This is a genomic window from Corallococcus sp. AB045, assembly GCF_003668895.1.
Lineage (GTDB): Bacteria > Myxococcota > Myxococcia > Myxococcales > Myxococcaceae > Corallococcus > Corallococcus coralloides.
The window spans coordinates 1-22195 of record NZ_RAWN01000013.1 but is presented as its reverse complement, the minus strand read 5'-3'; the positions used below and the strand labels follow the sequence as shown (position 1 = coordinate 22195).

Genomic DNA, 22195 nt, shown 5'->3' with positions numbered 1-22195 from the left:
CCCGGATGACTCCAGCGAGAAGGCCCACCGTCAACGACAAGCCCCGCGCCCGGTCATCCAGGCGACACGGGCACCAAGGCCCCCGGTCCTGGCGCGAACAACCGCCGGGCCGTGGCCCCCACCGCGCGGCACGCGAGCGCATCCACCGCGCCGCCCACCAGCCCACCGGCCAGCGGCACCACCTTGGACAGGTTCACGACGCCCTTCTGCGACGCCTTGCTCACCAGCCGGAAGCCCACCGCGCGGTTGATGCTGCTCAGCGCATGCATTGGCACAGCCTCCAGCGCGCGCATGCCCAACTGTTGGCTGATCTCGATACCGGCCTGCTTCACCACTTCCTTGCCAATGTCCCCCACGATGGCCAGCAGCGTGAGGGTCCGCACGCGGTCCTCCTCCACGTCGTGCCCGTGGATGCGAGCGATGGCGCCCACCAGCCGCGCCTGCACCATCCACGACACGCCCAGGCCCGCGGGCAGGGACACCGGCAGGGTGAGCAGACCGCCCAGCCCGGACAGGAAGCCCGTGGTGAACAGCTTCCCCGTCTCCCAGTGGATGAGCGAATCGATGCGCGCTTCGTGGTCCGCGTAGCGCGTGTCGCGCAGATACTCGTCCGCCAGCCCCGTCGCGCTGCACAGCGGCCCCAGGCCCTCGAAGCCCGCGTCCAGCACTGCGTTCACGACTTTCAGCGGCTTCGACATGCGTCCATCCTCCACGATGAGGCCAGCCCCGCATCCTACCCGGCGGAGGTCCCCTGCTGGAGCCAGGCGGCTCCGCCACCGGCCCCCCAGTCCGTCCTCCAGGCAGGCACGCGAACCCCATACGCGGCGTCCCACGCGAGCCTGCCGGCCCGTCGAGGTCCGAGCCATCCCACGCACGGGGTATGGCCAAACCCACGCACTGGAGTGAAGCATGAATTCTTGCCACGCGGCCGGCCTGAGACAGCATCCGCCGCCAATCCCAGACACCCCGAAGGAGCCCTGGATGTACGAGTATCACGTGGATGCCTTTGTCCCGCCCGCCCCCGGCTGCAACTCCACGGACCCGGGCTGGAACCCCAAGCGCTGCGGCGACTTCGCGAAGTTCCTCAACAACTACGCCGCGCAGGGCTGGAAGCTGCACTCCAGCGAATACCGCGCCGTCACCGCGACCAAGGGCTGTGGCACCGCGACGGGCTCCTGGCTGGTGTGCGTCTTCGAGCGGACGAAGCAGGAATGAGCCCGGGCCACCCGCCCGCGCGGGCCGAACCGCCGCCCTGGGAGGGCAACCCCTACTCCGCCCTCGCCCTCTTCCCCGAGGAGGCCCGCGAGCTCCAGGCCGCGCCCGCGCCCCAGCCCACGCGCCTGCCCTGGTGGCTCAACCCGCTGTGCCTCGTCGCGGTGGGGCTCGTCCTGCTGTACCGCCACGGGGTGCCCCACCGCTGGAAGCGGCAGTGCATCTACACGCCCACGTGCTCGCTGTACGGGCTCCAGTCCCTGAAGAAGTACGGCCTCTGGCGCGGAGTCCTCCGCACCTGGGCGCGCATCCGGCGCTGCAACGACGTGCTGTTCCTCGGGGGAACCGACCTGCCATGAGGCGCCCTACTCCGGCACCGGAGCGGTCATCTCCCTCGGAGGAACCCGCGGCAGGCGCACGGTGAACACCGTGCCTTCCGCCGCGGACGACCGCGCGTCCACCGTCCCGCCGTGCGCCAGCACCAGCTGCCGCACGATGTAGAGCCCCAGCCCGATGCTGCGCTCGGAGCGCCCCGCCGTCGTGCCGCGCTGGAGCGGCTCGAAGATGCGCGGGAGCATCTCCGGGGGAATGGGGTCGCCCCCGTTGCGCACGTGCACCACGACGGCGTCCTGCTCGCCCCGGCTCTCCACGCGCACCGGCGTGTCCTCCGGGCTGTACTTCAACGCGTTGCCCAGGATGTTGGACAGCACCTGCGCCATCCGGTCGGAATCCCACGACCCCTGCCCATCCCCCACCTGCTCCATCTGGAGGGTGCGCTCCGGGTGCGCCGTGCGCGCCTCCTCCACCACCTGCAGCGTGAGCGCGTGGAAGTCACACGGCGCCGCGTGCACCGGGATGCCGCCGCCCATGCGCGCCTGCGTGAAGTCCAGCAGGTCGCGGATCATCCGAGTGGCCCGCTCCGCCGCGGACAGGACGCGCGCCGCCGCCTTCGCGTGCCACGGCTGGATGTCGTCGCGCCGGAGCATCAGCGACGCGCCAGTGAGGATGGCGCCCAGCGGGTTGCGCAGGTCGTGGCTGACGATGCCAATGAGCTGCTGCTCGAACTCCACCCGAGCCTGTGCCTCGTGCACCAGCTTCTGCCGCTCCTCCTCCGCCCGCCGCCGCTCCGTGATGTCGCGCATGGCGCCCACGATGCGCCGCGCCTTCCCGCTCTCGCCGCGCAGGATGGAGCCCTGCGCCGCCACGTACGCGTACTCCCCGTCCTTGCGCAGCACGCGGTACTCGTCCTGCCACCGGTCTTCGTCCGAATCGAACGCCCGCTGCAGCCCCGCCAGCACCCGCTCGCGGTCCTCGCCGTGGATGTGCCTGCGCCACCACGCCGCGTCCGCGCCCACCTCTTCCACCGGGAAGCCGAAGACCTCCTCCGTCGCGTCGCCAATCCAGTGCATCGCGTCCGTCTGGAGATCCAGGTCCCAGATGGCGTCGAAGCTCGCGTGCGCCACCAACTGGTAGCGCTCCTCGGAGCGGCGCAGCGCCTCCTCCGTGCGCTTGCGCAGCCGCACCCCTTCCGCCTCGCGCAGCGCCCGCCGCACGCTGGGGCCCAGCCGCTCCAGCCGGTCCTTCAGCACGTAGTCCGTGGCGCCGCGCTTGAGCAGCTCGATGGCGCGGTCCTCGCCCAGCGCACCGGACACGAAGAGGAACGGCGTGTCCGGACACACGGCCTTCGCCGCCTCTAGCGCGCTCATCCCGTCGAAGCCCGGCACGTTGTAGTCCGACAGGATGAGGTCGAACTTCCCCTTCTCCAGCGCCGCGACGAAGGCCGCCCGCCCCTGCACGCACTCCAGCTTCGAAGGCAGCCCGCCCTCCTCCAGCTGCGCGGCCACCAACTGCGCGTCCAGCGGGCTGTCCTCCAGCAAGAGGATGGACAGGGGCCGCTCCGCCGATGGCAGAGTCGTCAGGTCCAGCGCGGCGCCGCCGCGTGCGCTCACTTCGAGGCTCCGGACGCGCCAGGGGAGCCCGGCGGCGGCTGGTTCACCACCGCCCAGAACAACCCCAGCTCGCGCAGCGCGGACACGAAGTCCGGGAAGGCCACCGGCTTCACCACGTAGGCATTCACGCCCAGGCCGTAGCTGCGCGCCAGGTCCCGCTCCTCGCGCGACGAGGTGAGCATCACCACCGGCACCGCCTTCAGCTCCGGGGCGCCCTTCACCTTCTCCAGCACCTCCAGCCCGTCCACCTTCGGCAGCTTCAAATCCAACAGCACCACCGCCGGGTGGCCGTCCTGCCGGTTCGCGTACTCGCCCTTGCGGAAGAGGTAGTCCAGCGCCTGCTGTCCGTCGCGCACCACCACCACCTCGTTGGCCAGGTGCACCTCTTCCAGCGCCGCCAGTGTGAGCGCCACGTCGTTGGCGCTGTCTTCCACCAGGAGGATCCGCTTGAGGTCAATCACGCGTGCGTCTCGACTTTCTTCTCCACTGGAGAAGCGCGGGGCAGGGTGAAGGTGAAGGACGCGCCCTGCCCCACGGCGCCCTCCGCCCAGGTCCGTCCTCCATGGCGCGACACGATGCGCCGCACGTTCGCGAGCCCGATACCGGTGCCCTCGAACTCCTCGGCCGTGTGCAGGCGCTGGAAGACGCCGAACAGCTTGTCCACGTACTGCATCTCGAAGCCCACGCCGTTGTCGCGCACCCACACCGCGACCTCGGTCTCCGTCTCCCGAGCCCCCACCTCGATGAGGGCCTCCGGCTTGGGACGGGTATACTTCAGCGCGTTCGCCAACAGGTTGTGGATGACCTGCCGCAGGAGCGCCGGGTCGCCTTCCACCGTGGGCAGGCTTCCCACCCGCCACTCCACCTGCCGCCCGGTGGCCTCCGGCATCAGGTCGCGCCGGGCCTCCTCCACCAACTGGCCCAGGTCCACCCGCGACTGGCGCAGCTCCGCCCGGCCCATGCGGCTGAACGCGAGCAGGTCATCCACCAGCGTGCCGCCCTGCTTCGCCGCGCCCGCGATGGTGGTGAGGTAGCCGCGCGACACGTCGTCCAGCTTCGCGCCCGCCCGCCGATCCAGCAACTGCGCGAAGCCGGTGATGTGGCGCAGCGGCGCGCGCAGGTCGTGCGACACGGAGTAGCTGAAGGACTCCAGCTCCTTGTTCGCCTCCTGCAGCTGGGCGGTGCGCTCCCGCACGCGCTTCTCCAGGCCCGTGTTGAGGTGGCGGATCTCCTCCTCCGCCCGCTTCAGGCTCTCCATCATGCGGCGCTCGTCGTCGATGTCCGTGTTGGTGCCGAACCAGCGGACGATGCGCCCTTCGCCGTCCCGCACGGGCATGGCGCGCGACAGGAACCAGCGATAGCTGCCGTCCGCGCGGCGCAGGCGGAACTGGTCCTCCCACAGCGTCCCCTCGCGCAGGGCCGCGCTGAAGTGCTCCAGCACGCGCCCGGCGTCCTCCGGGTCCAGCAGCTCGTTCCAGTCCTTCTCCCCCACCTGCGAGGGCGTCGTCCCGGTGTAGTCGTACCAGCGCTGGTTGAACCAGAACATGCGCCCGTCCGGCTCCGCCATCCACGACAGCTGCGGGATGGAGTCCGCCAGCGTGCGGAACTGCTGCTCGCGCTCCTTGAGCTCCGCGGCCAGCGCCTCGATGCGCCGGCGCGCCAGCACCTGCTCCGTCACCTCCCAGGACACGGACACGATGCCGTCCACCTTGCCCTCGGCGTTGCGCAGCGGCTGGAAGGTGAGGTTGAAGTAGCCCTCGGGCGCCTCCTGCCCCACGTCGCGCCCCAGGCGCATGGGCACCTCGTGGCCGCGGTAGGTCTCGCCGGTGCGGTAGACCTCCTCCAGCTGGGCCACCTGCCCCTGGTCCTTGAGCTCCGGCAGCGCCTGGCGCACGGTCAGGCCCAGGAGCGGCCGGGACCCGGTGAGCTTCAGGCGCAGGTCGTTGGCCATCTCGAAGACGAGCTCCGGCCCGCGCAGCACGGTGATGGCGGCGGGCAGCTGCTTGAGCACCGCGAACAGGTTGCGCCGCTCCGCCTGCGCCGTCTCGTACAGGCGCGCGTTCTCCAGCGCCACGCTGGCCATCTGCGCCAGCTGCACGGCGATGGTCTCGTCCTCCGCGTCGAAGTCGCCCTCCAGCTTGTCGGACACCTGCATCAGGCCCAGGTTGCGGCCGTCGTGCCCCACCAGCGGCACCGCGAGGAAGCCCTTCAGGGGCAGCGCGGGCGGCGGCGCGGGCGGCGCCTGGGTGTAGTCCGCGTGCTGGCGCAGCTCCTCGCGCGTCAGACGCAGCGGCCGGTTCTCCTGGCACACCCGGACGAAGAGGCCGCGCTCGTCCACGGACACCTGGGCGGCGCCGGGCGCCAGCGGATCATGATCCACCGCGGACAGCGAGCCGAGCGGCGGTGCATCCCGGCCGGCCGCCACCTGCACGAAGGACTGGTTCGCGCCAATCAGCTTGCGAGCCTTGAGCGTCACGAGCTCCAGGATGGCCGGCACGCTGCCCGCCGCGTTGAGCGCCAGGCTCGCGCGCGACAGGCCACGAAGCTGCTCGGTGCGGCGCAGCTCGCCCGCCATCAGCCGGGCCCGCTCCGCGTCAGCGCGCTTGCGCGCGGTGATGTCCTGCACGGTGCCCACGAAGCGCACCGGCTTGTCGTCCTGGAAGTGCGTGCGGCCCGTGGCGCGCACCCAGCGCTCCACGCCGTCCTTCAAGCCCACGGTGCGGTAGGCCACGTCGTAGTCGCCCTTGCCGCTGGGGTCCCAGCTGAGCGCGATCGCGCGCTGCACGGCGTCCCGGTCCTCCGGGTGCAGGCCCGCGAGGAACTTGTCGTAGGACGACTCCGAGTCGGGCGGCAGGCCGAAGAGCGCCTTGCAGCGCGCGTCCCACTTGAGCTCGCCCGTGACCACGTCCATGTCGAAGGTGCCCAGCTGGGTGGCCGTCAGCGCCAGGCGCAGGCGCTGCTCGCTGTCCACCAGCGCGGCCTGCTGCTTTCGCAGGTCCAGCGTGAGCGCCTCCGTGTGCCGGCGCGCGCGCACGAACTCCGTCACGTCGGTGGCCAGGGTGATGATGCCGGACGCGGTGCCGTCCACCTCCACCATCGGGTGGTAGATGACGTTGAAGAAGACGGAGTCCGGCTGGCCGTCGCGCACCAGCTTCACCTCGAATTCCGGCCGCACGAAGGGCTGCTTCGTGCGCACCACGCCGCGAAGCACCTCCATCACCTCCGGCTGCGAGGCCATCTCCGGGAACGCGTCCAACATCGTCTGGCCCGGCGTCACCCGCCGGCCCACCAGCAGCTCGTAGTAGGGGTTCGCCAGCTCGAAGACGAAGTCCGGCCCGCGCGTGATGGAGATGCCCACCGGGGCCTGCATGAAGAACGCATGCAGCCGCTCGCGGTGGACGGCCTCCAGGGCGTGGCGCTCGCGCTCGCGCAGCGACTCCTCGTGCCGCTGCACGGCTTCGCGCGCCAGGTGCAGCTCCACGAACATGGACACCTTCGCCAGGAGGATTTCAGGCCGCAGCGGCTTGCGCAGGTAGTCCACCGCGCCGTGCGCGTAGGCCGCCAGCCACTCCTTCTCTTCGCCGTCGCCCGCGGTCATCAGCAGCACGGGCGTGCGCCGGCTGCGATCGCGCTCACGCAAGAGGCCCAGCACCTCCACGCCCGTCATGTCGCCCAGGTTCATGTCCATCAGGACGGCGGCGAAGTCCTCGTCCAGCACCCGCCGCAGGGCCTCGCGTCCGGAGGTGGCGCGCACCAGCCGCTGCCCCAGGGGCGTGAGGATGCCCTCCAGCGCCAGGAGGTGCCCGGGCGTGTCGTCGACGAGGAGGATGCTGGCCCTGGGGGAAGACGCGGGCGCGGACGCGGCGGCGGAGGACATGGTGGAGGCTCGGGGGACGGGCTCCTCTTCCCTTTAGGCTGGCAGGCACGCGGTGGGGGACGGGCCCGGCTTCGGTGTGTCCCCGTTGACGGCAGGACAACACTCCACGCCGCAACCTGCCTCCTCCCTCCCGTCGATTCCAGCAGAACCCTTGGGCGTCCTCCGTTTACCGCCCCCTCGTCCGCCGGGGGACACACCAGGAGGGCGCCCGTCCCCCAGGCCGCACCTCGCTGGCGTTCCAGGCTTCCCGGGCGATCAGGGCGAGGGCAGCCGGCGCAGGGACGTCATGGGAAAGGGCGCCCAGAAGGGCGTCGCCAGGCTCTCCCCTTCCAGCGGGAACCAGGGCCCGTCCCTTCCCGCCAGGACGTGGAAGTCCTGCGCGGGAGTGAAGCCCTGGCCCACCAGCGCCACCCGTTCACCCTTCGCGTTGGTGGCCACGTCCAGCACGAGCACCGTGTGGCCGGGGCTGCCACCCAGGACGAAGAAGTCCCCTGAGCGCAGCTGCTCCCGCGTGGGACGGGCGCCCTCCGCCTGGAGCGACAGGGTGCCCGCGTAGGTGAAGAGCAGGTTCAGGTAGTTGCGGAAGGCCACCCGCGAGCTGTCCGCCGCCGCGCTCCCCGGCACCCACGTCACCTTCGAGCCGGCGACGCGCGCCCGCTCTCCAGCCGCGTACCGGGGCCAGGACGCCAGGTGGCCGCTGGTGAAGCGGTAGGCGATGCGCTCCGACTGACCGGACGCCCAGCGCCACTCCGCGTGAAGGCGCAGGATGGAGTCCGCGCACTGCTGGAGGTTCGCGGTGCCCACGTCCAGCTCCCCCACCGCCGCGAGCCGGGAGTCGGAGGCCGCCAGCACGGTATTGCCCTGGAAGTCGCGCACGGGAGAGCCTTCCGGGCGCAGGGGCAGGCCGCGCAGCCAGGCGCCAAAGGAGCCCACCTCCAGGGGCACGCGCGTGTAGCCCTCCGGGGGCGCGAAGGTCTCCTCCAACGAGCGCACCTGGGCGGAGGCCGGCAGCCACGGGTAGCGCGTCCGCTCCTCCGCCGTGGGGGCCCGAGTCGAGACCTTCGCCCGCCCGGCCGCTTCACAGCTCACCAGGGACAGCGCGGCGGTGAGCAGGGTGGCCAGTGCCAGCAGGGGGCGGAAGGGTCCCATCGCGGTCAAGAGGCGGGCTCCAGGAAGACAGAGGCCGGGGAAAATCCCGGACCATGCCCTGGGACACCGCACGCGGGCCGCGGGGTCCCTTCGTTGGGCGTGGATCCACGAGGGCACCGGAGGAGTTCTTCGCCGGACGCTCGCCACGACGGGCAGGTGCGCCCCGGGGGGCGAGCACTACCTTTTGAAAGCCATGCACCGTCGGGCAAGCCTCGTGCTGCTCAATACGCTGTCCCTGTCGCGACTGCCGCTCGCCGCGGTGTTCATCGCGGTGTCGGACCTGCGCATGAGGGCCTTCCTGGTGGTGCTGGCCGCGGCGACGGACTTCCTGGACGGCTGGATTGCCCGGCACCGGGGACTGGCCACGCGCGTGGGAGCGCTCATCGACCCGGTGGCGGACCGCGCCTTCATGGTGACGGCCTTCATCGTGTGTCTGCTGGATGGGCTCATCGACCCGGTGGAGCTGACGCTGCTGCTCCTGCGGGACATCGGCACGGCCATCGGCTTCATCGTCGCCAGGGTGCGGCCGGACATGCGGACCATCGAGCTCAAGGCGCGGATGCTGGGCAAGGTCGTCACGACGTTGCAGCTCGCGGTGTTGCTGTGCGTCCTGCTCTACCCGCCGCTGGTGCGGCCGCTCGTCGCGCTCGTCGCGATGCTGTCGCTGGCGTCGGTGGTGGACTACTCGCGGGCGGTGTGGCGCCAGCGTCAGCACCGGGAACGGCCGCCGTCCCGGCCGTCCTCGCGCATTCCCCATGGGCCCACGGGTGCGCCCATGGGGTCCGTGCGGGAGTGACACGAACGCCTCACGCGGGCACGGCGCGCGTGGCCACGGAGACGGCCAACCGGTCGCGCTCGCGCTCCATGGCGGCGCGCTCGCCGTCGGACAGGGCGTCCCAGACCTCGTCCATCGTGTCGAGCAGCGCGTCCGCTTCGGGTGAATCTCCGCCGGGCGCGCGGGCACGGACGAGGGCCAACTTGTGCAACAGGGTTCGGTATCGGTTGTAGACCGTCATGGTGGAAACCTCCGTCCGGGAGACGCGGACGGGGCCATGCGGCTGACGGAGGGGCCCCCTGGCTACCGGCGGCGTTGAGTCTCGGCGTCGCGCCGGGCCTCGGCGCCGGTCAGCACGGCGATCTCCCGCGTGTGGCTCCGGCCCACCAGGTTCACGGTGGCGCGCACGCGCTCGCCCTCCTTGAGCTCCGTCACGCGGATGTCCTCGCCGTCACGGACGATGCGCGTCTGGGTGCTGATCTCCAGCGGCAGGCGCGTGCCCTCGTTGTCGATGACGACCTCCTTGTCGGACACCGAGCGCACCTTTCCCCGGTAGATGGCGTCCACCACCGCGACGCCCTGTGGAGCGCCTGGGGCGGAGGGCTTCGCCGTGGAGGGAGCTTTAGTTCCCGTGTTGCCCGTGCCCCCCGTGCCCGAGTTCGTCTCCGGGCCCGGGTTGGGAGGAGTCGTCTGTCCCTCCGGGTTCGGCTCCGCGCTGGGGCTGTTCGGATCCGACGCCGAGCTGTCCCCCGCGGTGCCCTGCGCGGGCGCGGTGCCAGGAGCCGTCCCAGCGGGGGCCTGCGTGTTCGCCCCGGAGCCTCCCGTCCCTGGCTGCTGCTGGGGCGTCGCCGCGGGAGCCTGCTGCGTCGCCGCGGGAGCCTGCTGCGTCGCCGCGGGAGCCTGCTGCGTGGCTGGCCGCGAGCTCGCGGGAGCGGTGCTCTCCTCGGACGCCGCGTCATCCCTCATGCCGCCGGATTGAGTCCCGGCGCACATCAGCAGGAAGGCCAGACCCGCGATTCCCAATCCCAGCCAGGTGTCTCGCCTCATGCGTCGCGTGCCTCCCTTCTTGGGAAGGTGCATGCGCACGCGGCACGAACCACCGGCCCGGAGGCCTGGCGGTCGCCTGTCCGTCCGGACTGCCAACCCACGACCCGGCGCCTGCTCGGAAGAAAAGGAAACGCCCCCGGTCCCACGAAGGGACACGGGGGCGTTGGCCCACGGGCGCGCAGGCGCGCCGCTACGGCAGCGGGAGCGGACCGCCGCCCTGGGGCAGCGTGCGCGCCAGCTCCACGGCCTCGGCCGCCTGCACCAGGCCGTAGCCGTACTTCTCGTCCTTGCCCGGCGTCGTCTTGTCGTCCTTCGCCGTCTTCTCCAGCACCGCGCGCACGTGCGCGGCGCTCAGGTCCGGCCGGGCGCTGAATACCAGCGCGGCGACGCCCGACACGTGCGGGGTGGCCATGGAGGTGCCTGACTCGCGCTGGTAGTCCAGGCCGGTGATGGACACCGTGACCTCCTGGCCCATCATCTTCTTGAGGGACGTGCCGGCCGCCATGGACACCGACACCGTGGGCACCCAGTGCGAGTTCGCGGAGCCCAGCGTGAAGGTGCCGTCCCCGTCCTCCGCCACGTTGTTGCCGATGATGACCGCGCGGGCGCCGGCCTGGATGACGTTGCGCGCCTTCTCCTCGAAGAACAGGTCGCCGCGGTCCACGTAGGCGACGAAGCCTTCGCAGGTGGCGGACTCACCGCACGCCGCGCGGTCCACGCCCAGGCCGCAGTTGACCAGCCGGCCCGTGTACGTGCCCTGCGCGGTGTACGTGAGCGGCGACGAGGTGATGGGCGACGACGCCGCGGTCACCGAGGACAGCGACGCCGCCCCCAGCACCGTGGCGCTCAGCACGTTCACGCCCGGCCCCACCACGGACAGCTCCTGGCCGAACTGCGAGAAGGGCGCGTACTCGCCCTGCAGGTCCACCGCGCCCACCGCCATCACCGACGGCAGGTACGCGGCCGGATACGCGATGCCGGGCTTGCCCTTGGTGCCGTCGTTGCCACTGGCCGCGACGGACAGCATGCCGTTGCCGTTCTCCCAGACCTTCTCGAACATCAGCCGCTCGGTCTCGGACGGCTCCGGCGCGCCCAGCGACAGCGAGGCGACCTTCGCCCCTTGCGAATGGCACCAGTCCACCGCCGAGATGACGTCGTCCGTGCGGCCGCCGCCGTCCGTGTCCAGCACGCGCGCCACGAGCAGCGACGCGCCCGGCGCCACGCCCACCACGCCGTTCGGCTCCTCCCCGGGCGCCACGCGCGCGCCGGAGCCCGCGCCGAACTGCGCCAGGATGGTGGCGGACACGTGCGTGCCGTGGCCGCCGCCCACCGTCACCACGCCCTGGGACTCGCTCTGGTCGGACGGGTCATCGTCGTCGTCGACGAAGTCCTTGCCCATGAGGAACGCCGCCTTCAGCTCCGGGTGCTTGCTGTCCCAGCCGCTGTCGATGACGCACACCTTCACGCCCTCGCCCGTGGGCGCGCCGGGGTCGATGACGCCGTCGTTGTTCGCGTCCCACACCTGCGGGACCTGGATCATCTTGAGCCCTTCCGTGTACTCGCCCACCGACCCCTGCGTGTTGTACACGCCCTGCCACGACGCCAGCGGCGGGGGCGTGGGCAGGCCCAGCGCGCGCACACGGCGGTTGGGCGTCACGGAGAGCACGTCCGAGCGGAGCTTCAGCGCGGAGATGGCCTCCGGCGACAGCCGTGCGGACACCATGTTCATGTTCGGGATGCGGCGCTTCACCGTGCCGCCCTCGCGCTCCACGGCCGCCGCGATGTCCGCCGACGCGGCCAGCGCGCTCGCGGTCACCTTCGGCTTGTAGGTGATGATGACGCCGTCCGGCGCCGTGTCCGTGCTCAGCGGGGAGACCCCTGGCTTCGGCAGCGACATCTCCGCGGTGCCAGGACACGCCTGGGGCAGGACGTCGATGGGGTCGGGGTCGCTGCCACAGCCGCTCGCCACCAGTCCGGACAACCCAAGCCCAAGCCAAAGCCAACGCTTCATGGGGTGTATCTCCTTCGCCCGGCCAACGTGGATTACCGCGCCGTGACCCGCCGCCCCGAAAGGGGGCCGGAAGGAACGGGCCGGCCCTGCTTCCCGTTCCCAAGACGATTTAAGCATGGACGCAGCACGACTGCTCGGGCGGCTGTCGTGCGCCCGACGGCCATCCGGTACCGGTCCAACGTGAGGCGCTCAACGCTGATGGGGAGCGCTTCCTTCGAGGCAGGACCTCCGGCCCGGCATGACGCACCGGGCCCGGTGACCCAGCAGGGCGTCAGGCGTCGGAAGGATCCACGCCGAAGACGCGCTGGGCATCCACGGCGTAGGCCGCCAGCTGACGCTCGGTCTCCGCCGCGTCCCAACCCAGGCGCGGCGCCATCACCTCCGCGGCGCGGACGGCGGCGGCGCGGCCCTGGTCGCGCGTCTCGAACGCGACCTTGAGGCGGCGGATGAGCAGGTCCGCGAGCGTCTGGACCATCTCGTGGGACACGCCCCAGACGGCCTCGGCGCGGCGGTACGGCAGGCCCTCGACGAGCGGCTCGGCCAGCTCGGGAGACTCGCGAGTGAGCGCCCACACCGCGTGCCAGCGGCTGCCGTACGCGCGCACCAGGTGTTCGCCCGTGGCCGCGTCCCCCACCTCCTGCTTCGCCGCCGCGAGCTCCGCGTCCAGCTTGAGGAGGTCGCCGCCCGGCAGGGGCTGCTCGTGGGTGACGGGCTTCTTGTGCGGGAGGGAAAGATGGCGCTCCACGGCGTTGACCACGTCGCGAGCCATGACCCGGAAGGTGGTGAGCTTGCCGCCGCTGATGGCCAGCACGCCGGACGGGCTCACGTCGATGGAGTGCTCGCGGCTCGCGCTGCCCGCGTCGCTGTTGCCGTGGTAGCCGCTCGCCGCCAGCGGGCGGATGCCGGCCCAGGCGCTGACCATGTCCTCGCGGGTGAGGTTCGCGGCGGGGAAGAAGGCGTTGGCGGAAGAGAGCAGGTAGGCCACGTCCGCCTCGCTCGCGCGCACCTCGGCCGGATGGGCGCGGGTGGCGGTCTCCGTCGTGCCGATGAGGGTGAACGCATCCGCGGGGAGGATGAACATCACGCGGCCATCCACGGGCGACAGGAGCGTGAGCGCGTCCCCGATGTTCAGCCGCGAGCGGGGCACGGCGATGTGCACGCCCTTGCTGCCGCGCACCGCGGGCCCCGTGCGCTCCTGCTGCGAATCCAGCCGGCGGATCTCATCGCTCCAGGGCCCGGTCGCGTTGACGACGGCGCGCGCGCGCACGGTGTGCTCCAGGCCGGTGAGGTGATCCACCACCACCGCGCCCTTCACCTTGCCGTCCTCCAGCACCAGCCGCTTCACGGAGGCGTGGTTGAGCACCACCGCGCCGGCCTCGCTCGCGCCCAGCGCGTTGGCCAGCGTGAGGCGAGCATCGTCGGTGGCCGCGTCGTAGTAGCGGGCGCCGCCCTTGAGGCCTTCGGAACGGATGCCGGGTTCGGCCTCCACCAACTGCTTGAGCGACAGGCGCTGATACGCCTTCACGTTCCGGAACAGGGACAGGGCGTCGTACAGCATCAGGCCCGCGTTGAGCTTCCAGCGCGGCACGCGAGCCCCTTCGTAGACGGGCCAGATGAAGGCCAGCGGGCGCACCAGGTGGGGCGCCAGGTGGAGCAGGCGGCGCCGCTCGATGCTCGACTCGAAGACGAGCCCCAGGTGGCCATGCTCCAGGTAGCGCAGGCCGCCGTGGATGAGGCGCGACGAGCGGCTGGACGTCCCGCTGGCGAAGTCCTCGCGCTCCACCAGGGCCACCTTCAGGCCCCGCAGCGCCGCGTCCCGGGCAGCCCCCGCCCCCGTCACCACGCCGCCAATGACGAGCAGGTCGAACGACTCACTCCCCAGCGCACGCAGACGGTCGGAGCGCGAGGGCGGGGCAGGAACCTCCGTGGAGGCAGGCAGGGAACGAAGCGCGGCGGATTCGGAACGCACGTGACGAGTCTATGACGGGAAGTCTGTGGCCGCAGCGGATTCCGATGCGATGCGTCAAGAGGTCCACGGGGTCATGGGGCTGGGCGACAGGGAACTGTCGCGCAGCGAGCGGCGGAGGCCGCCTTGCGTGTCGGGGGGAGGACGGATAGGCAGGCAGCCGCCTCACCTCCCCCGTCCTGGACGCTCCGCCGCCCCCGAACCGCCGTGTGGGATTCCCGAGACCGACGAGACCTGGCGTTCCTGGGACTGTGGGTCCTGGTGTACGGGCTCGCGGTCGCGCCGGTGCTGCACGCGGTGGTGGGACACGGTGGAGGCCTGGGACGCCACGGCCATGAGCACGGCGCCAGCACCCACGTCCACCGCACCACGGGTACGTGTGACGCGACGCAGGCCGCGTGTCCGACGGAGTCCGAACAGGGCACGCCGGACGGAGCGAAGCGGGGCCATGGCCACCAGCACCTGACGGGCTCGGTGGAGCACCTGCTGGCGGTGGCGGCGAGCTGGACCGTGTTCGTGCCGCCGAAGTTGCGCTGGGTGTCCTGGCGGGTGGAGCCGGAGCGAAGCCCGGAGTGGTCGCCGGGCCAGCGGTTGCGGTCCGCGGCGATGCCGCAAGGCCCCTAGCCCCCCGTAAGGATGACTTGCGAGCACGAGGACCGTCTGGCCCAGGCCAGGCACGGGCCTGCGTGAGCGTGTGTCCTGAAGCCCGTCTGTCTTTCAACCCGCACGCCCCGGAGCGCGTCCCGACGCGCGTCGGGGACGTGTCGTCGTCTCTTCGTGCCTTCGCCACCGTGACCATGTTGCTCATCGCGTTCGCCACGCTCTCGACGTGTCTTCCCTCGGCCATTCCCACCGCACAGGAAGGGCCGCGCCAGGAAGTCACCAACCTCGCGGTGACAGAAGCCACGCAGCAACAGCAGCAACCCGAACTCCAACAGCCGACGGAGGCCCCGGGTGAGACAGACGCGACGCCACCCGAGCAGCAAACGCCCTCCAGCGACGCGGTCGCATCTCCAGCTGAGCAGCAGCCCTTGGAAGCGACGCCGCCGCCAGAGGCCACCGGGAAGCAGCGTTCCACGGTGGTGCGAGGCACGCGTCCGGCCCAGAGCGCCGCCGAGGTCACCATCGGCCGGGACATCCTCGACACGGCACCACGCATGAACGCGACGGACGTGCTCCGCGTGGTCCCGGGCCTGGTGGCCTCGCAGCACAGCGGCGAGGGCAAGGCGCAGCAGCTCTTCCTCCGAGGCTTCGACGCGCTCCACGGCCAGGACGTGGAGCTGAACGTCGGAGGCCTGCCGGTGAACGAGGTGAGCCACATCCACGCGCTGGGCTACGCGGACACCAACTTCATCATCCCGGAGCTCGTCCAATCGCTGGAGGTGACGGAGGGCTCCTACCGCGCGTTCCAGGGGGACTTCGCGGTCGCGGGAACGGTGCGCATGGACCTGGGCGCGCGTGAAAAGGGCGTGGAGTTCGCCGGCACGCTGGGCCAGTTCAACACGCGCCGGCTCGTCGTGACGGTCCGCCCGGGAGAGGACCCCGGCACCTTCGCGGCGGCGGAGCTCAGTGAGAGCGACGGCTTCGGGCCCCAGCGAGGCTACGGCCGGGCCGCGCTGCTCGCCCAGGCGAACCTGGACCTGGGCCACGGCCTGAGCGCGCGAGTCCTGGGAGGCAGCTACATCACGCGCTTCGACTCCCCCGGAGTGGTGCGAGTGGACGACCTCGAAGCCGGGCGCCGCACCTTCTACTCCGGCTCCTTCGACCGTCAGGGAGGCACGGTCTCCAAGCATCAGCTCCTCATCGGAGTGGACCTCCCGCGCGAGGGCACCGCGCGCACGCGCCTGGAGGCCTTCGGAATCCTCTCGGACCTGCGCCTGCGCAACAACTTCACGGGCTACCGCGTGGACGACCGGGGCGACGGCCTGGAGCAGACCCACGACGGATCCACGCTGGGCCTGCGCGCCGAGCACCGCCGCCAGGTCACGCTCTTCGACCGCCCCGTCGCGCTGGAGCTCGGCCTGGGAGGAAGGCGCGACGGCATCCACCAGACGCAACGCCGTTACCGCGAGACGGACGGCACCTTCTTCGCGGACGAGGTGGACGCGAACCTCACCCAGACGGACGTCTGGGGTTACGCCGAAGCCAGGCTCCCACTGGGCCGCTGGGCCTTCCGGCTGGGAGGCCGCGCGGACGCGCTGGGCGTGGAGGTCTTCGACGCGCTCGCCTTCCGGGACCCGCGCTACTACGACGGGCAGGGCTACTCGCGCAGCGCCTTCGGGGTGCACTGGGGCGCGAAGGCCGGCGTCGAATACGCGCTCACGGACACCTGGGCCCTCTTCGCCAGCTACGGAGACGGCTTCCGTTCCCCACAGGCGCGAAGCCTCGCGGAAGGAGAACAGGCCCCGTTCGTGAACGTGCACGGCGCGGAGCTGGGCACCCGGATGGACGGAGAACGTCTGTCCTTCCAGGCAAGCGTCTTCGGCTCACAGGTGGCGGACGACTTCTTCTTCGACCACACGGTGGGCACCACCGTCTTCACGGGAGAGACGCTGCGCACGGGCGTCTCCGCGTCCCTGCAAGCGCGTCCGCTCGAAGGCGTCACGGCCGCGCTGAGCGCCACGGTGGCGAACGCGACGGTGACGAGGGCGAACGCGAAGCTCCCCTACTTCGCGCCGCTGGTCGCCCGAGCGGACATCGGTTGGGAGAAGCCGCTGCCCGGCATCGACGCCGTGCTGTCCCTGGGCACGGGCCTCACGCTCATCGGACCCAGGCCCCTGCCCTATGACGAGTACAGCCACACCGTGTTCCTCGCGGACGTGCAGGCCGCGCTGCGGCGGGGAGCGCTCGCGCTGCGGCTCGACGTGAAGAACCTGCTCAACACGCGCTGGCGCGACGGCGAGTTCGTCTACAGCTCGCGCTTCGACCCCACCGCCCAGCCGAGCCTCGTTCCAGCCAGACATTTCACCGCGGGGGCGCCACGCGTGGCCTCGCTCACCCTGGAGGTCCACCTGTGATGAACCCGATTCCCACCCCGCTCCGAGCGCTGGCGCTGACCGCGGCCCTGATGAGCCTGGGCTGCGGCGGCAAGACGGAAGCGGAGCGCCGCACCTTCGATGTGACAATGACGGCGACGGCGCCCACGGCCCCCAACGAGTACGGCTGGACGGTGACGCCCGAAGCCGCGCAGCTCTCGGTGGGCTCGGTGCGCTTCTTCGAGGGCCGCGTGCTGCTGTCCCGCTTCGACTGGTATTCGCTCATCGGAGGCACCGCGCACGCGCACCCCGGCCACTACGTCCCGGGGGATGCCCTGGGAGAGGTGCTCAACGCCCAGACCGTGGATCTGCTCGCGGGCGGAAACCTGGGCAGTGCCAACGCCGTCACCGGCTCGTACGGCTCGCTGGAACTGACGCTCGTGGCGCCCACGGCGGCCACGGACGCGCAGAACGTGCTCGGAGGCCACCAGGCCCACGTGCGAGGCACCGCGACCCACACGTCCGGAGCCACGGTGCGCTTCGACGCGACGGTGGATCTACCCAAGGCCATCGAAGGCGTGCGCTTCGAGCGCGACCTCCAGCAGGAGGCAGGCTTCGTGCGCATCTCGGTGGACCTGGGGAAATGGATGGACCGCATCGACTTCGCCACCGCGTCGCTTCCGGACGCGACTGGCGTTTCCACCTTCCCCGCCGGCAGCCAGGCCCAGAACGGGCTGGTGCGCGGCGTGGAAGACACCAGCGCCTACGTCGTGACGTGGGTGGAAGGAGCAGCGCAGTGATGAAGAATTGGCTGATGGGTGTGTCGTGTCTGGGCCTGGTCGCCTGCTCGTCGGGTCAGGGCAACGTGACGTTCACCACGTACGGAGAGGACTTCATCGAAAAGGAGATCCTCGTCAGCGCCTTCGAGGACGGCTGGACGGTGAAGTACACCAAATTCCTCGTGAAGCTGAGCGAGGTGAAGGTCGCCAACGGCGAGGGAGTGACCGCCGCCGAGCAGACGGCCGCGAAGGTGTACGACGTGCACCGTCCGGGCCCCGTGGACGTCGCGAAGTTCAGCGACCTGGCCGCCGAGGAATGGGACGAGGTGAGCTACGCCATCGCCCCCGCCACGAACGCCACCGCGGGCAACGCGGACGCGGAGGACGTGACGCGGATGAACACCGAAGGCTGGTCCGTCTACGTCGAGGGCACGGCCACCAAGGGCGCGGCCACCAAGAGCTTCCACTGGGGCTTCGCCACCAACACCCTCTACGAGCACTGCGAGAGCGAGGACATCGGCAAAGGCGTGACGGTGCCCAAGGGCAGCACGGAGACGGTGCAGCTCACCATCCACGGCGACCACCTCTTCTTCGACGACCTCCAGTCGCCGGACGCGAAGATGCGCTTCGACGCCATCGCCGCGGCGGACAGCACGGGCATCGTCGGTCCAGACGGCGAAATCACCCTGGATGAGCTGGGCCTGGTGAACCTGACGTCGCTGCCCTCGGGCCAATACGGCACGGGAGGCGCGGGCAGCGTGCGGACGCTGCGCGACTTCGTGACGGCGCTCGTGCGCACCGTGGGCCACTACCGCGGCGAAGGCGAGTGCTCGCCGCGCGTCCGCTAGGACACGCCCCCGGAGGGGCCGGCCCGAACGCGCGGCCGGCCTCTCCCGTTTCACTCAGCGCTTCGAGGAATCGTCCCCGCCCGTCGTGCCACCGCCGTGCGAAGGCATGTGGGACGGCGGGTTCGGAGGACGGTTCGGGTTCATCTGGTTGGAGCGGTTGTCCTGGGCGGACTTGTGCTCCGGGCGCTCGGGGTTCTTCGTGTTGGAGCGCTGATCATTCGGGCTCGGGGTCTTGTGCTTGCTCATCGTTCGGCGTCCTCCGTGTGTCCGGACATGGGCGCCCGGACGGAAGGCACGGTAGGGAGACGCCCCCGGGAAGCGCAGGGGCCCAGCGGGCGCTGCCTGGTGTCCGGCACCGGTCGTTCGGGCTGTCCTCCCCGGCCCGGGAGCGCCCGCGGCGGTCTCCCGCGGATGCCGGGGAGGATGCGAATGCCTACTCCTTGACCCCGGGGAGGTGCGGCGCGTGAAGACCGTGACCTACGAGCGCAGTGGCCAGACGAACACCGGAGCGCAGGCGCTGCGAGTGGAAGGCCTCAAGCACCTGCGCGTCCTGGAACAGGGCGAACCGGTGGTGGAGCGGGACCTGACGCCGGAGGAGATCCACCGGCTGGCCCCCTTGCTGGAACCCCTGCAGCGGGAGCCCGAACCCGCCACCCTCGCGCCCCAGGCAGGAGGCCCGGACATCCTGGCGGTGACCCTGGCCTTCGAGGACGAGGAAACGCCCCGCTTGAGACTCGCCACCGAGCGACTGCCCGCGAAGGGAGGCGGGTATGATCGCCTGCTCGAGGAGCTGGACGCGCTGCTGTCCGCGGAGCTCCACGCGCGAGCCCCCCGCCACGCCCACGCCGTCCTGCCACACCAGCTCCGTCACGATGAATGACGGAGGCCGCACGGTCCGTGAGGGCCGCGTCGCTCAGGGCACAGCAGGGGAGCAGCCGGGGCCGGTTGCCCTGGAGGCCCGGTTCTGACAGACAAGAAGCATGAAGCGCGTGCAGTTCTCCGTGCACCGCACGGTCGGAGAGGCACGGATGCTGGCAGGGGCCCTGGAATCGGCCGGGCTCTCGGTCGACATCCGCGGCGAGTCCCTGGTCCCGCTGAGCGGTGAGATTCCCAGCACCGAGGCCTGGGTGGAGCTGTGGCTGTGGCCGCAGGAACTGGAAGCCGGGCGCCAGGTCCTCGCGGAGCTCCAGGCCAACCAGGAAGCCGCCAACCGTTCGGTGACCTGTCCACGTTGTGGCGAGGAGAACCCCGCCAACTTCGAGCTCTGCTGGAGCTGCGAGCTGGAACTGCCGTCGGGGCTGCGCCCGCACCTCCGAGCCGTCTAGAAACGCCCCATGAGCGACCCATCGAACGAACCGGGGGAGCGGAGCGGCCGGCGCCGGAACCAGGGTCTCCGGGGCGTCATCTGGGTCTGCGGAGCGGCGCTCGCCATCCACGTCATCCCCCTGTTTCTGCCCCGCGACATGCCCGAGCAGGAACTGGCCATCGCGAGGGCCACGGAGAACGTGGAAGGCCGTCTGCGCTTCCTGGTGCCCCTGAAGCACAACGACAAGGCGACGGCGGCGGACCTGCGCGAAGCAGCAGAGCTCCTGCGCGAGGCCCCCGCGGAAGCGCACGGCCTGGCCCTGGAAGCCGAACGGAGGGACCCGAACGCCCTGGAGACCCAGCTCCTGCTCGCGCGCATCTGCGACCGGGAGCGGATGTCCCGCTGCGTGGACCAGTCGCTCGAAAAGGCGAGGAAGCTCGCGCCGGCGGACCCACGGGCGGACCTGCTCCGGGCGGACCTGAGCGAGGAGAAGGGCGACGTCGAGGGCGCCACGGAGGCTCTGTCCCGGGCCTACAACCGCGCACCAGGCGATCCCCTCATCGGCGTGCGCTACGGCCGGCTGCTCAGCCGGGTCGGAAGGCCCGAGGACGCCCTGAAGGTGTTCACCTCCCTGGAGGGCAAGGTCCCCGCGGCCCGGCTCCTGGTGGAACAGGGACTGGTGCTCACCAAGGAAGGCCGGAGCCGCGAAGCCGTGGGGTTGCTGCAGCAGGCGGTGCAGCAGGACCCGAAGCTCGCGGAAGGCCACTTCCAGTTGGGCATCGTCTGGTTCCAGTTGGGGAATCAGACCGCCGCCGAGGCAGCCCTGCGTCAGGCGGACCGTCTGGACGTGTCCGACACGCGGGCGCTGGCCACCCTCTGCACCCTCCAGGTGAAGGCAGGGAAGCTCGAGGGAGCACGCCAGACAAGGACGGACCTGGAGCGGCGCTTCCCGCAGCGGATGGACGCCATCCGGGAGCAGTGCCGGCTGCCCTGAAGCTCAGGAGACGCTCAGCGCGGCTCCTGTCCCCGAATCTGGCGCAGCATCCGCGCGGAGGCGACGACCGGCGCGTCCACGGCCCCGTCAGCCCGTTCGGTGCGCACCACCGCCTGAAGGAAGGGGATTGCCTCTTCATCGCGGCCCTGCTGGAAGAGCAACTCCCCCAGCGCGAACCGGGCCTGGGTGAGGAGGACCAGGTCCTCCGCCGCCACGGCCGCATCGATGGCGTCACTCAGCGCGGACTCCGCCAACTCGGGCTGTCCGCGTCCAAGCAGCTCGCGGGCGCGCTGCAGGTGTTCAAGGGTATTCATGGGGCACGGTCCCCGAGCGGAGAAGACGGCAATGGAAGACAAGCGCCTGGTCGAGCTGGAAATCCGCTACACGCAGCAGCAGGAGCTGCTGCAGGAGCTCAGTGACGTGCTCTACCAGCAGGGGCGCGTCGTCGACGCGCTCCGGGCGGAGCTGGACCAGCTCAAGCGCAAGCTGGACGCCGAGCCGGGCCTGGTGGACGCCCGCCAGCAGGAGCGGCCACCGCACTACTGAGGCAAGGCCTCAGAACTTGTAGCCCAGCCGCAGGCCGATGATGGGATTCGGATCGAGGTAGCCCACCTCGATGCCGATGCTCGCGGCCTTGCCCTGGAGACCAAAACCAAACGCCGCATGGGCCTTGAAGGTGTCCCCCTTGAAGAAGATCCACGGCCCCGCGAGTCCCTCGATGTAGACGTTCCGGCCCACCGTCGCGCGAAGCGAGATGTCCAACGGAACGCCAATGATGTTGCCGTCCGTGACGAGCACCGCGCCGAACCGGGCACCCACGAAGAGTGGCCCCGCGACATGCCCTTCAACGCCCAGCGTGAAGTTGAACGCGGCGCTGGTGTCGACCCAGTAGTCCGCGCCCACGCCCAGGCGGACGCCGGACTGCTGCGCCTTGGATTCCGCGGGCGCCAGCAGAAGCCCCAGCGCGAACAGACCAGCGGCGTAGATTCGAAGCAGATGCATGCGAGAGGCTCCTGTCCAGAGAGGGGGAAGGAGCGCCACTCAAGCAAAAGCAGCCAGGGTCAGGCCAGCCTCAAAGCCAGGCGGCTGTACGTTCGCATCCCGTCGGATCAATCCACGAAGAGACGTGCGCCCGAAACCAACTCCACAAGCCCGCAAAGACAAAGCCCCTGGCGCCTTTCGGCGTCAGGGGCTTTCAAAAAGAATCCGGCAGCGACCTACTCTCCCACGCGGTTTCCCGCGGAGTACCATCGGCTCTGGAGGGCTTAACTTCCGTGTTCGGGATGGGAACGGGTGTGACCCCTCCG

General features: G+C 70.9%; 24 protein-coding genes and 1 rRNA gene. 12 read left to right on the top strand and 13 right to left on the bottom strand.

All coding sequences use genetic code 11. The features are described from left to right. Positions 1-53: 53 nt before the first annotated feature. Entirely contained in the window at positions 54-698 is a 645-nt protein-coding gene (locus D7Y21_RS05170; RefSeq protein WP_158619459.1) for an EcsC family protein, read from the bottom strand. A gap of 283 nt (positions 699-981) precedes the next feature. Here D7Y21_RS05170 and D7Y21_RS05165 point away from each other — a divergent pair, with 283 nt between their 5' ends. Together D7Y21_RS05165 and yidD are read left to right on the top strand one after the other, a co-directional pair. After that, complete coding sequence (locus D7Y21_RS05165; protein WP_158619458.1) at positions 982-1215, top strand: DUF4177 domain-containing protein; 234 nt, start codon at positions 982-984, stop codon at positions 1213-1215. Beyond that, positions 1212-1571: a membrane protein insertion efficiency factor YidD gene (gene yidD, locus D7Y21_RS05160; protein ID WP_120567858.1), complete on the top strand. Its 360-nt coding sequence runs from the start codon at positions 1212-1214 to the stop codon at positions 1569-1571. The genes D7Y21_RS05165 and yidD overlap by 4 nt, the downstream gene beginning before the upstream one ends. A 6-nt stretch (positions 1572-1577) precedes the next feature. On the opposite strand, the gene D7Y21_RS05155 is transcribed toward yidD, so the two are convergent. The 4 genes from D7Y21_RS05155 to D7Y21_RS05140 all read right to left on the bottom strand — a co-directional run bounded on the left by D7Y21_RS05155 (position 1578) and on the right by D7Y21_RS05140 (position 8187). After that, positions 1578-3161 (bottom strand): ATP-binding protein, encoded by a 1584-nt coding sequence (locus D7Y21_RS05155; protein ID WP_121711611.1) that lies wholly within the window; start codon positions 3159-3161, stop codon positions 1578-1580. Beyond that, positions 3158-3622, bottom strand: coding sequence for a response regulator (locus tag D7Y21_RS05150; RefSeq protein WP_014392985.1), 465 nt, complete (start codon positions 3620-3622; stop codon positions 3158-3160). Before D7Y21_RS05150 ends, D7Y21_RS05155 begins: the two co-directional genes overlap by 4 nt. After that, on the bottom strand, positions 3619-7038 hold the full coding sequence (locus D7Y21_RS05145; protein ID WP_121711609.1) for a PAS domain-containing protein: 3420 nt from the start codon (positions 7036-7038) through the stop codon (positions 3619-3621). The genes D7Y21_RS05150 and D7Y21_RS05145 overlap by 4 nt, the downstream gene beginning before the upstream one ends. A gap of 255 nt (positions 7039-7293) precedes the next feature. Continuing rightward, positions 7294-8187 carry a DUF4846 domain-containing protein gene (locus D7Y21_RS05140; RefSeq protein ID WP_120567855.1) on the bottom strand — a complete coding sequence of 298 codons (894 nt, stop codon included), beginning with the start codon at positions 8185-8187 and terminating at the stop codon, positions 7294-7296. Between the two features lie 193 nt (positions 8188-8380). On the opposite strand from D7Y21_RS05140, the gene D7Y21_RS05135 reads away from it, so the two are divergent. Further along, positions 8381-8983, top strand: coding sequence for a CDP-alcohol phosphatidyltransferase family protein (locus D7Y21_RS05135; protein WP_120567854.1), 603 nt, complete (start codon positions 8381-8383; stop codon positions 8981-8983). 10 nt (positions 8984-8993) lie between these two features. Here D7Y21_RS05135 and D7Y21_RS05130 read toward each other — a convergent pair whose 3' ends face one another. Further along, positions 8994-9203, bottom strand: a complete 210-nt coding sequence (locus D7Y21_RS05130) for a hypothetical protein (RefSeq protein ID WP_120567853.1) — start codon at positions 9201-9203, stop codon at positions 8994-8996. A gap of 62 nt (positions 9204-9265) precedes the next feature. After that, positions 9266-9532 carry a hypothetical protein gene (locus D7Y21_RS41380; protein WP_147469188.1) on the bottom strand — a complete coding sequence of 89 codons (267 nt, stop codon included), beginning with the start codon at positions 9530-9532 and terminating at the stop codon, positions 9266-9268. A 61-nt stretch (positions 9533-9593) separates the two neighbouring features. On the opposite strand from D7Y21_RS41380, the gene D7Y21_RS41375 reads away from it, so the two are divergent. Then, positions 9594-9941 carry a hypothetical protein gene (locus D7Y21_RS41375; RefSeq protein WP_147469187.1) on the top strand — a complete coding sequence of 116 codons (348 nt, stop codon included), beginning with the start codon at positions 9594-9596 and terminating at the stop codon, positions 9939-9941. A gap of 258 nt (positions 9942-10199) precedes the next feature. On the opposite strand, the gene D7Y21_RS05120 is transcribed toward D7Y21_RS41375, so the two are convergent. Together D7Y21_RS05120 and glpD are read right to left on the bottom strand one after the other, a co-directional pair. Next, positions 10200-12020: a S8 family serine peptidase gene (locus D7Y21_RS05120; RefSeq protein ID WP_120567851.1), complete on the bottom strand. Its 1821-nt coding sequence runs from the start codon at positions 12018-12020 to the stop codon at positions 10200-10202. Positions 12021-12291: 271 nt separating this feature from the next. After that, positions 12292-13989, bottom strand: coding sequence for a glycerol-3-phosphate dehydrogenase (gene glpD / locus D7Y21_RS05115; RefSeq protein ID WP_121711606.1), 1698 nt, complete (start codon positions 13987-13989; stop codon positions 12292-12294). Positions 13990-14193: 204 nt separating this feature from the next. Here glpD and D7Y21_RS05110 point away from each other — a divergent pair, with 204 nt between their 5' ends. From D7Y21_RS05110 to D7Y21_RS05095, 4 genes are all read left to right on the top strand, one after another. After that, positions 14194-14610 carry a hypothetical protein gene (locus D7Y21_RS05110; protein ID WP_121711604.1) on the top strand — a complete coding sequence of 139 codons (417 nt, stop codon included), beginning with the start codon at positions 14194-14196 and terminating at the stop codon, positions 14608-14610. A 173-nt stretch (positions 14611-14783) separates the two neighbouring features. Next, positions 14784-17003: a TonB-dependent receptor gene (locus D7Y21_RS05105; RefSeq protein ID WP_304988555.1), complete on the top strand. Its 2220-nt coding sequence runs from the start codon at positions 14784-14786 to the stop codon at positions 17001-17003. Beyond that, positions 17003-17761 carry a hypothetical protein gene (locus tag D7Y21_RS05100; RefSeq protein WP_121711600.1) on the top strand — a complete coding sequence of 253 codons (759 nt, stop codon included), beginning with the start codon at positions 17003-17005 and terminating at the stop codon, positions 17759-17761. Before D7Y21_RS05105 ends, D7Y21_RS05100 begins: the two co-directional genes overlap by 1 nt. Next, positions 17761-18588, top strand: a complete 828-nt coding sequence (locus tag D7Y21_RS05095) for a hypothetical protein (RefSeq protein WP_121711598.1) — start codon at positions 17761-17763, stop codon at positions 18586-18588. Before D7Y21_RS05100 ends, D7Y21_RS05095 begins: the two co-directional genes overlap by 1 nt. A 54-nt stretch (positions 18589-18642) precedes the next feature. Here D7Y21_RS05095 and D7Y21_RS05090 read toward each other — a convergent pair whose 3' ends face one another. After that, the gene (locus tag D7Y21_RS05090; RefSeq protein ID WP_120567846.1) at positions 18643-18834 is read right to left on the bottom strand and encodes a hypothetical protein; all 192 of its coding nucleotides are present in this window, start codon (positions 18832-18834) and stop codon (positions 18643-18645) included. 217 nt (positions 18835-19051) lie between these two features. Here D7Y21_RS05090 and D7Y21_RS05085 point away from each other — a divergent pair, with 217 nt between their 5' ends. From D7Y21_RS05085 to D7Y21_RS05075, 3 genes are all read left to right on the top strand, one after another. After that, positions 19052-19468, top strand: a complete 417-nt coding sequence (locus tag D7Y21_RS05085; protein ID WP_120567906.1) for a hypothetical protein — start codon at positions 19052-19054, stop codon at positions 19466-19468. Between the two features lie 100 nt (positions 19469-19568). Then, entirely contained in the window at positions 19569-19913 is a 345-nt protein-coding gene (locus D7Y21_RS05080) for a hypothetical protein (protein WP_120567845.1), read from the top strand. 9 nt (positions 19914-19922) lie between these two features. Beyond that, entirely contained in the window at positions 19923-20888 is a 966-nt protein-coding gene (locus D7Y21_RS05075; RefSeq protein WP_121711595.1) for a tetratricopeptide repeat protein, read from the top strand. Positions 20889-20902: 14 nt separating this feature from the next. Here D7Y21_RS05075 and D7Y21_RS05070 read toward each other — a convergent pair whose 3' ends face one another. Then, positions 20903-21202: a tetratricopeptide repeat protein gene (locus D7Y21_RS05070; protein WP_121711593.1), complete on the bottom strand. Its 300-nt coding sequence runs from the start codon at positions 21200-21202 to the stop codon at positions 20903-20905. A 31-nt stretch (positions 21203-21233) separates the two neighbouring features. Between D7Y21_RS05070 and D7Y21_RS05065 the strand changes: the two genes are divergently transcribed. Next, a complete protein-coding gene (locus D7Y21_RS05065; protein WP_120567842.1) occupies positions 21234-21434 on the top strand; it encodes a SlyX family protein in 201 nt (66 codons plus the stop codon). 9 nt (positions 21435-21443) lie between these two features. Here D7Y21_RS05065 and D7Y21_RS05060 read toward each other — a convergent pair whose 3' ends face one another. Further along, positions 21444-21890 carry a hypothetical protein gene (locus D7Y21_RS05060; RefSeq protein WP_120567841.1) on the bottom strand — a complete coding sequence of 149 codons (447 nt, stop codon included), beginning with the start codon at positions 21888-21890 and terminating at the stop codon, positions 21444-21446. Between the two features lie 202 nt (positions 21891-22092). Then, a 5S ribosomal RNA gene (gene rrf / locus D7Y21_RS05055) occupies positions 22093-22195 on the bottom strand; the annotation flags it as partial.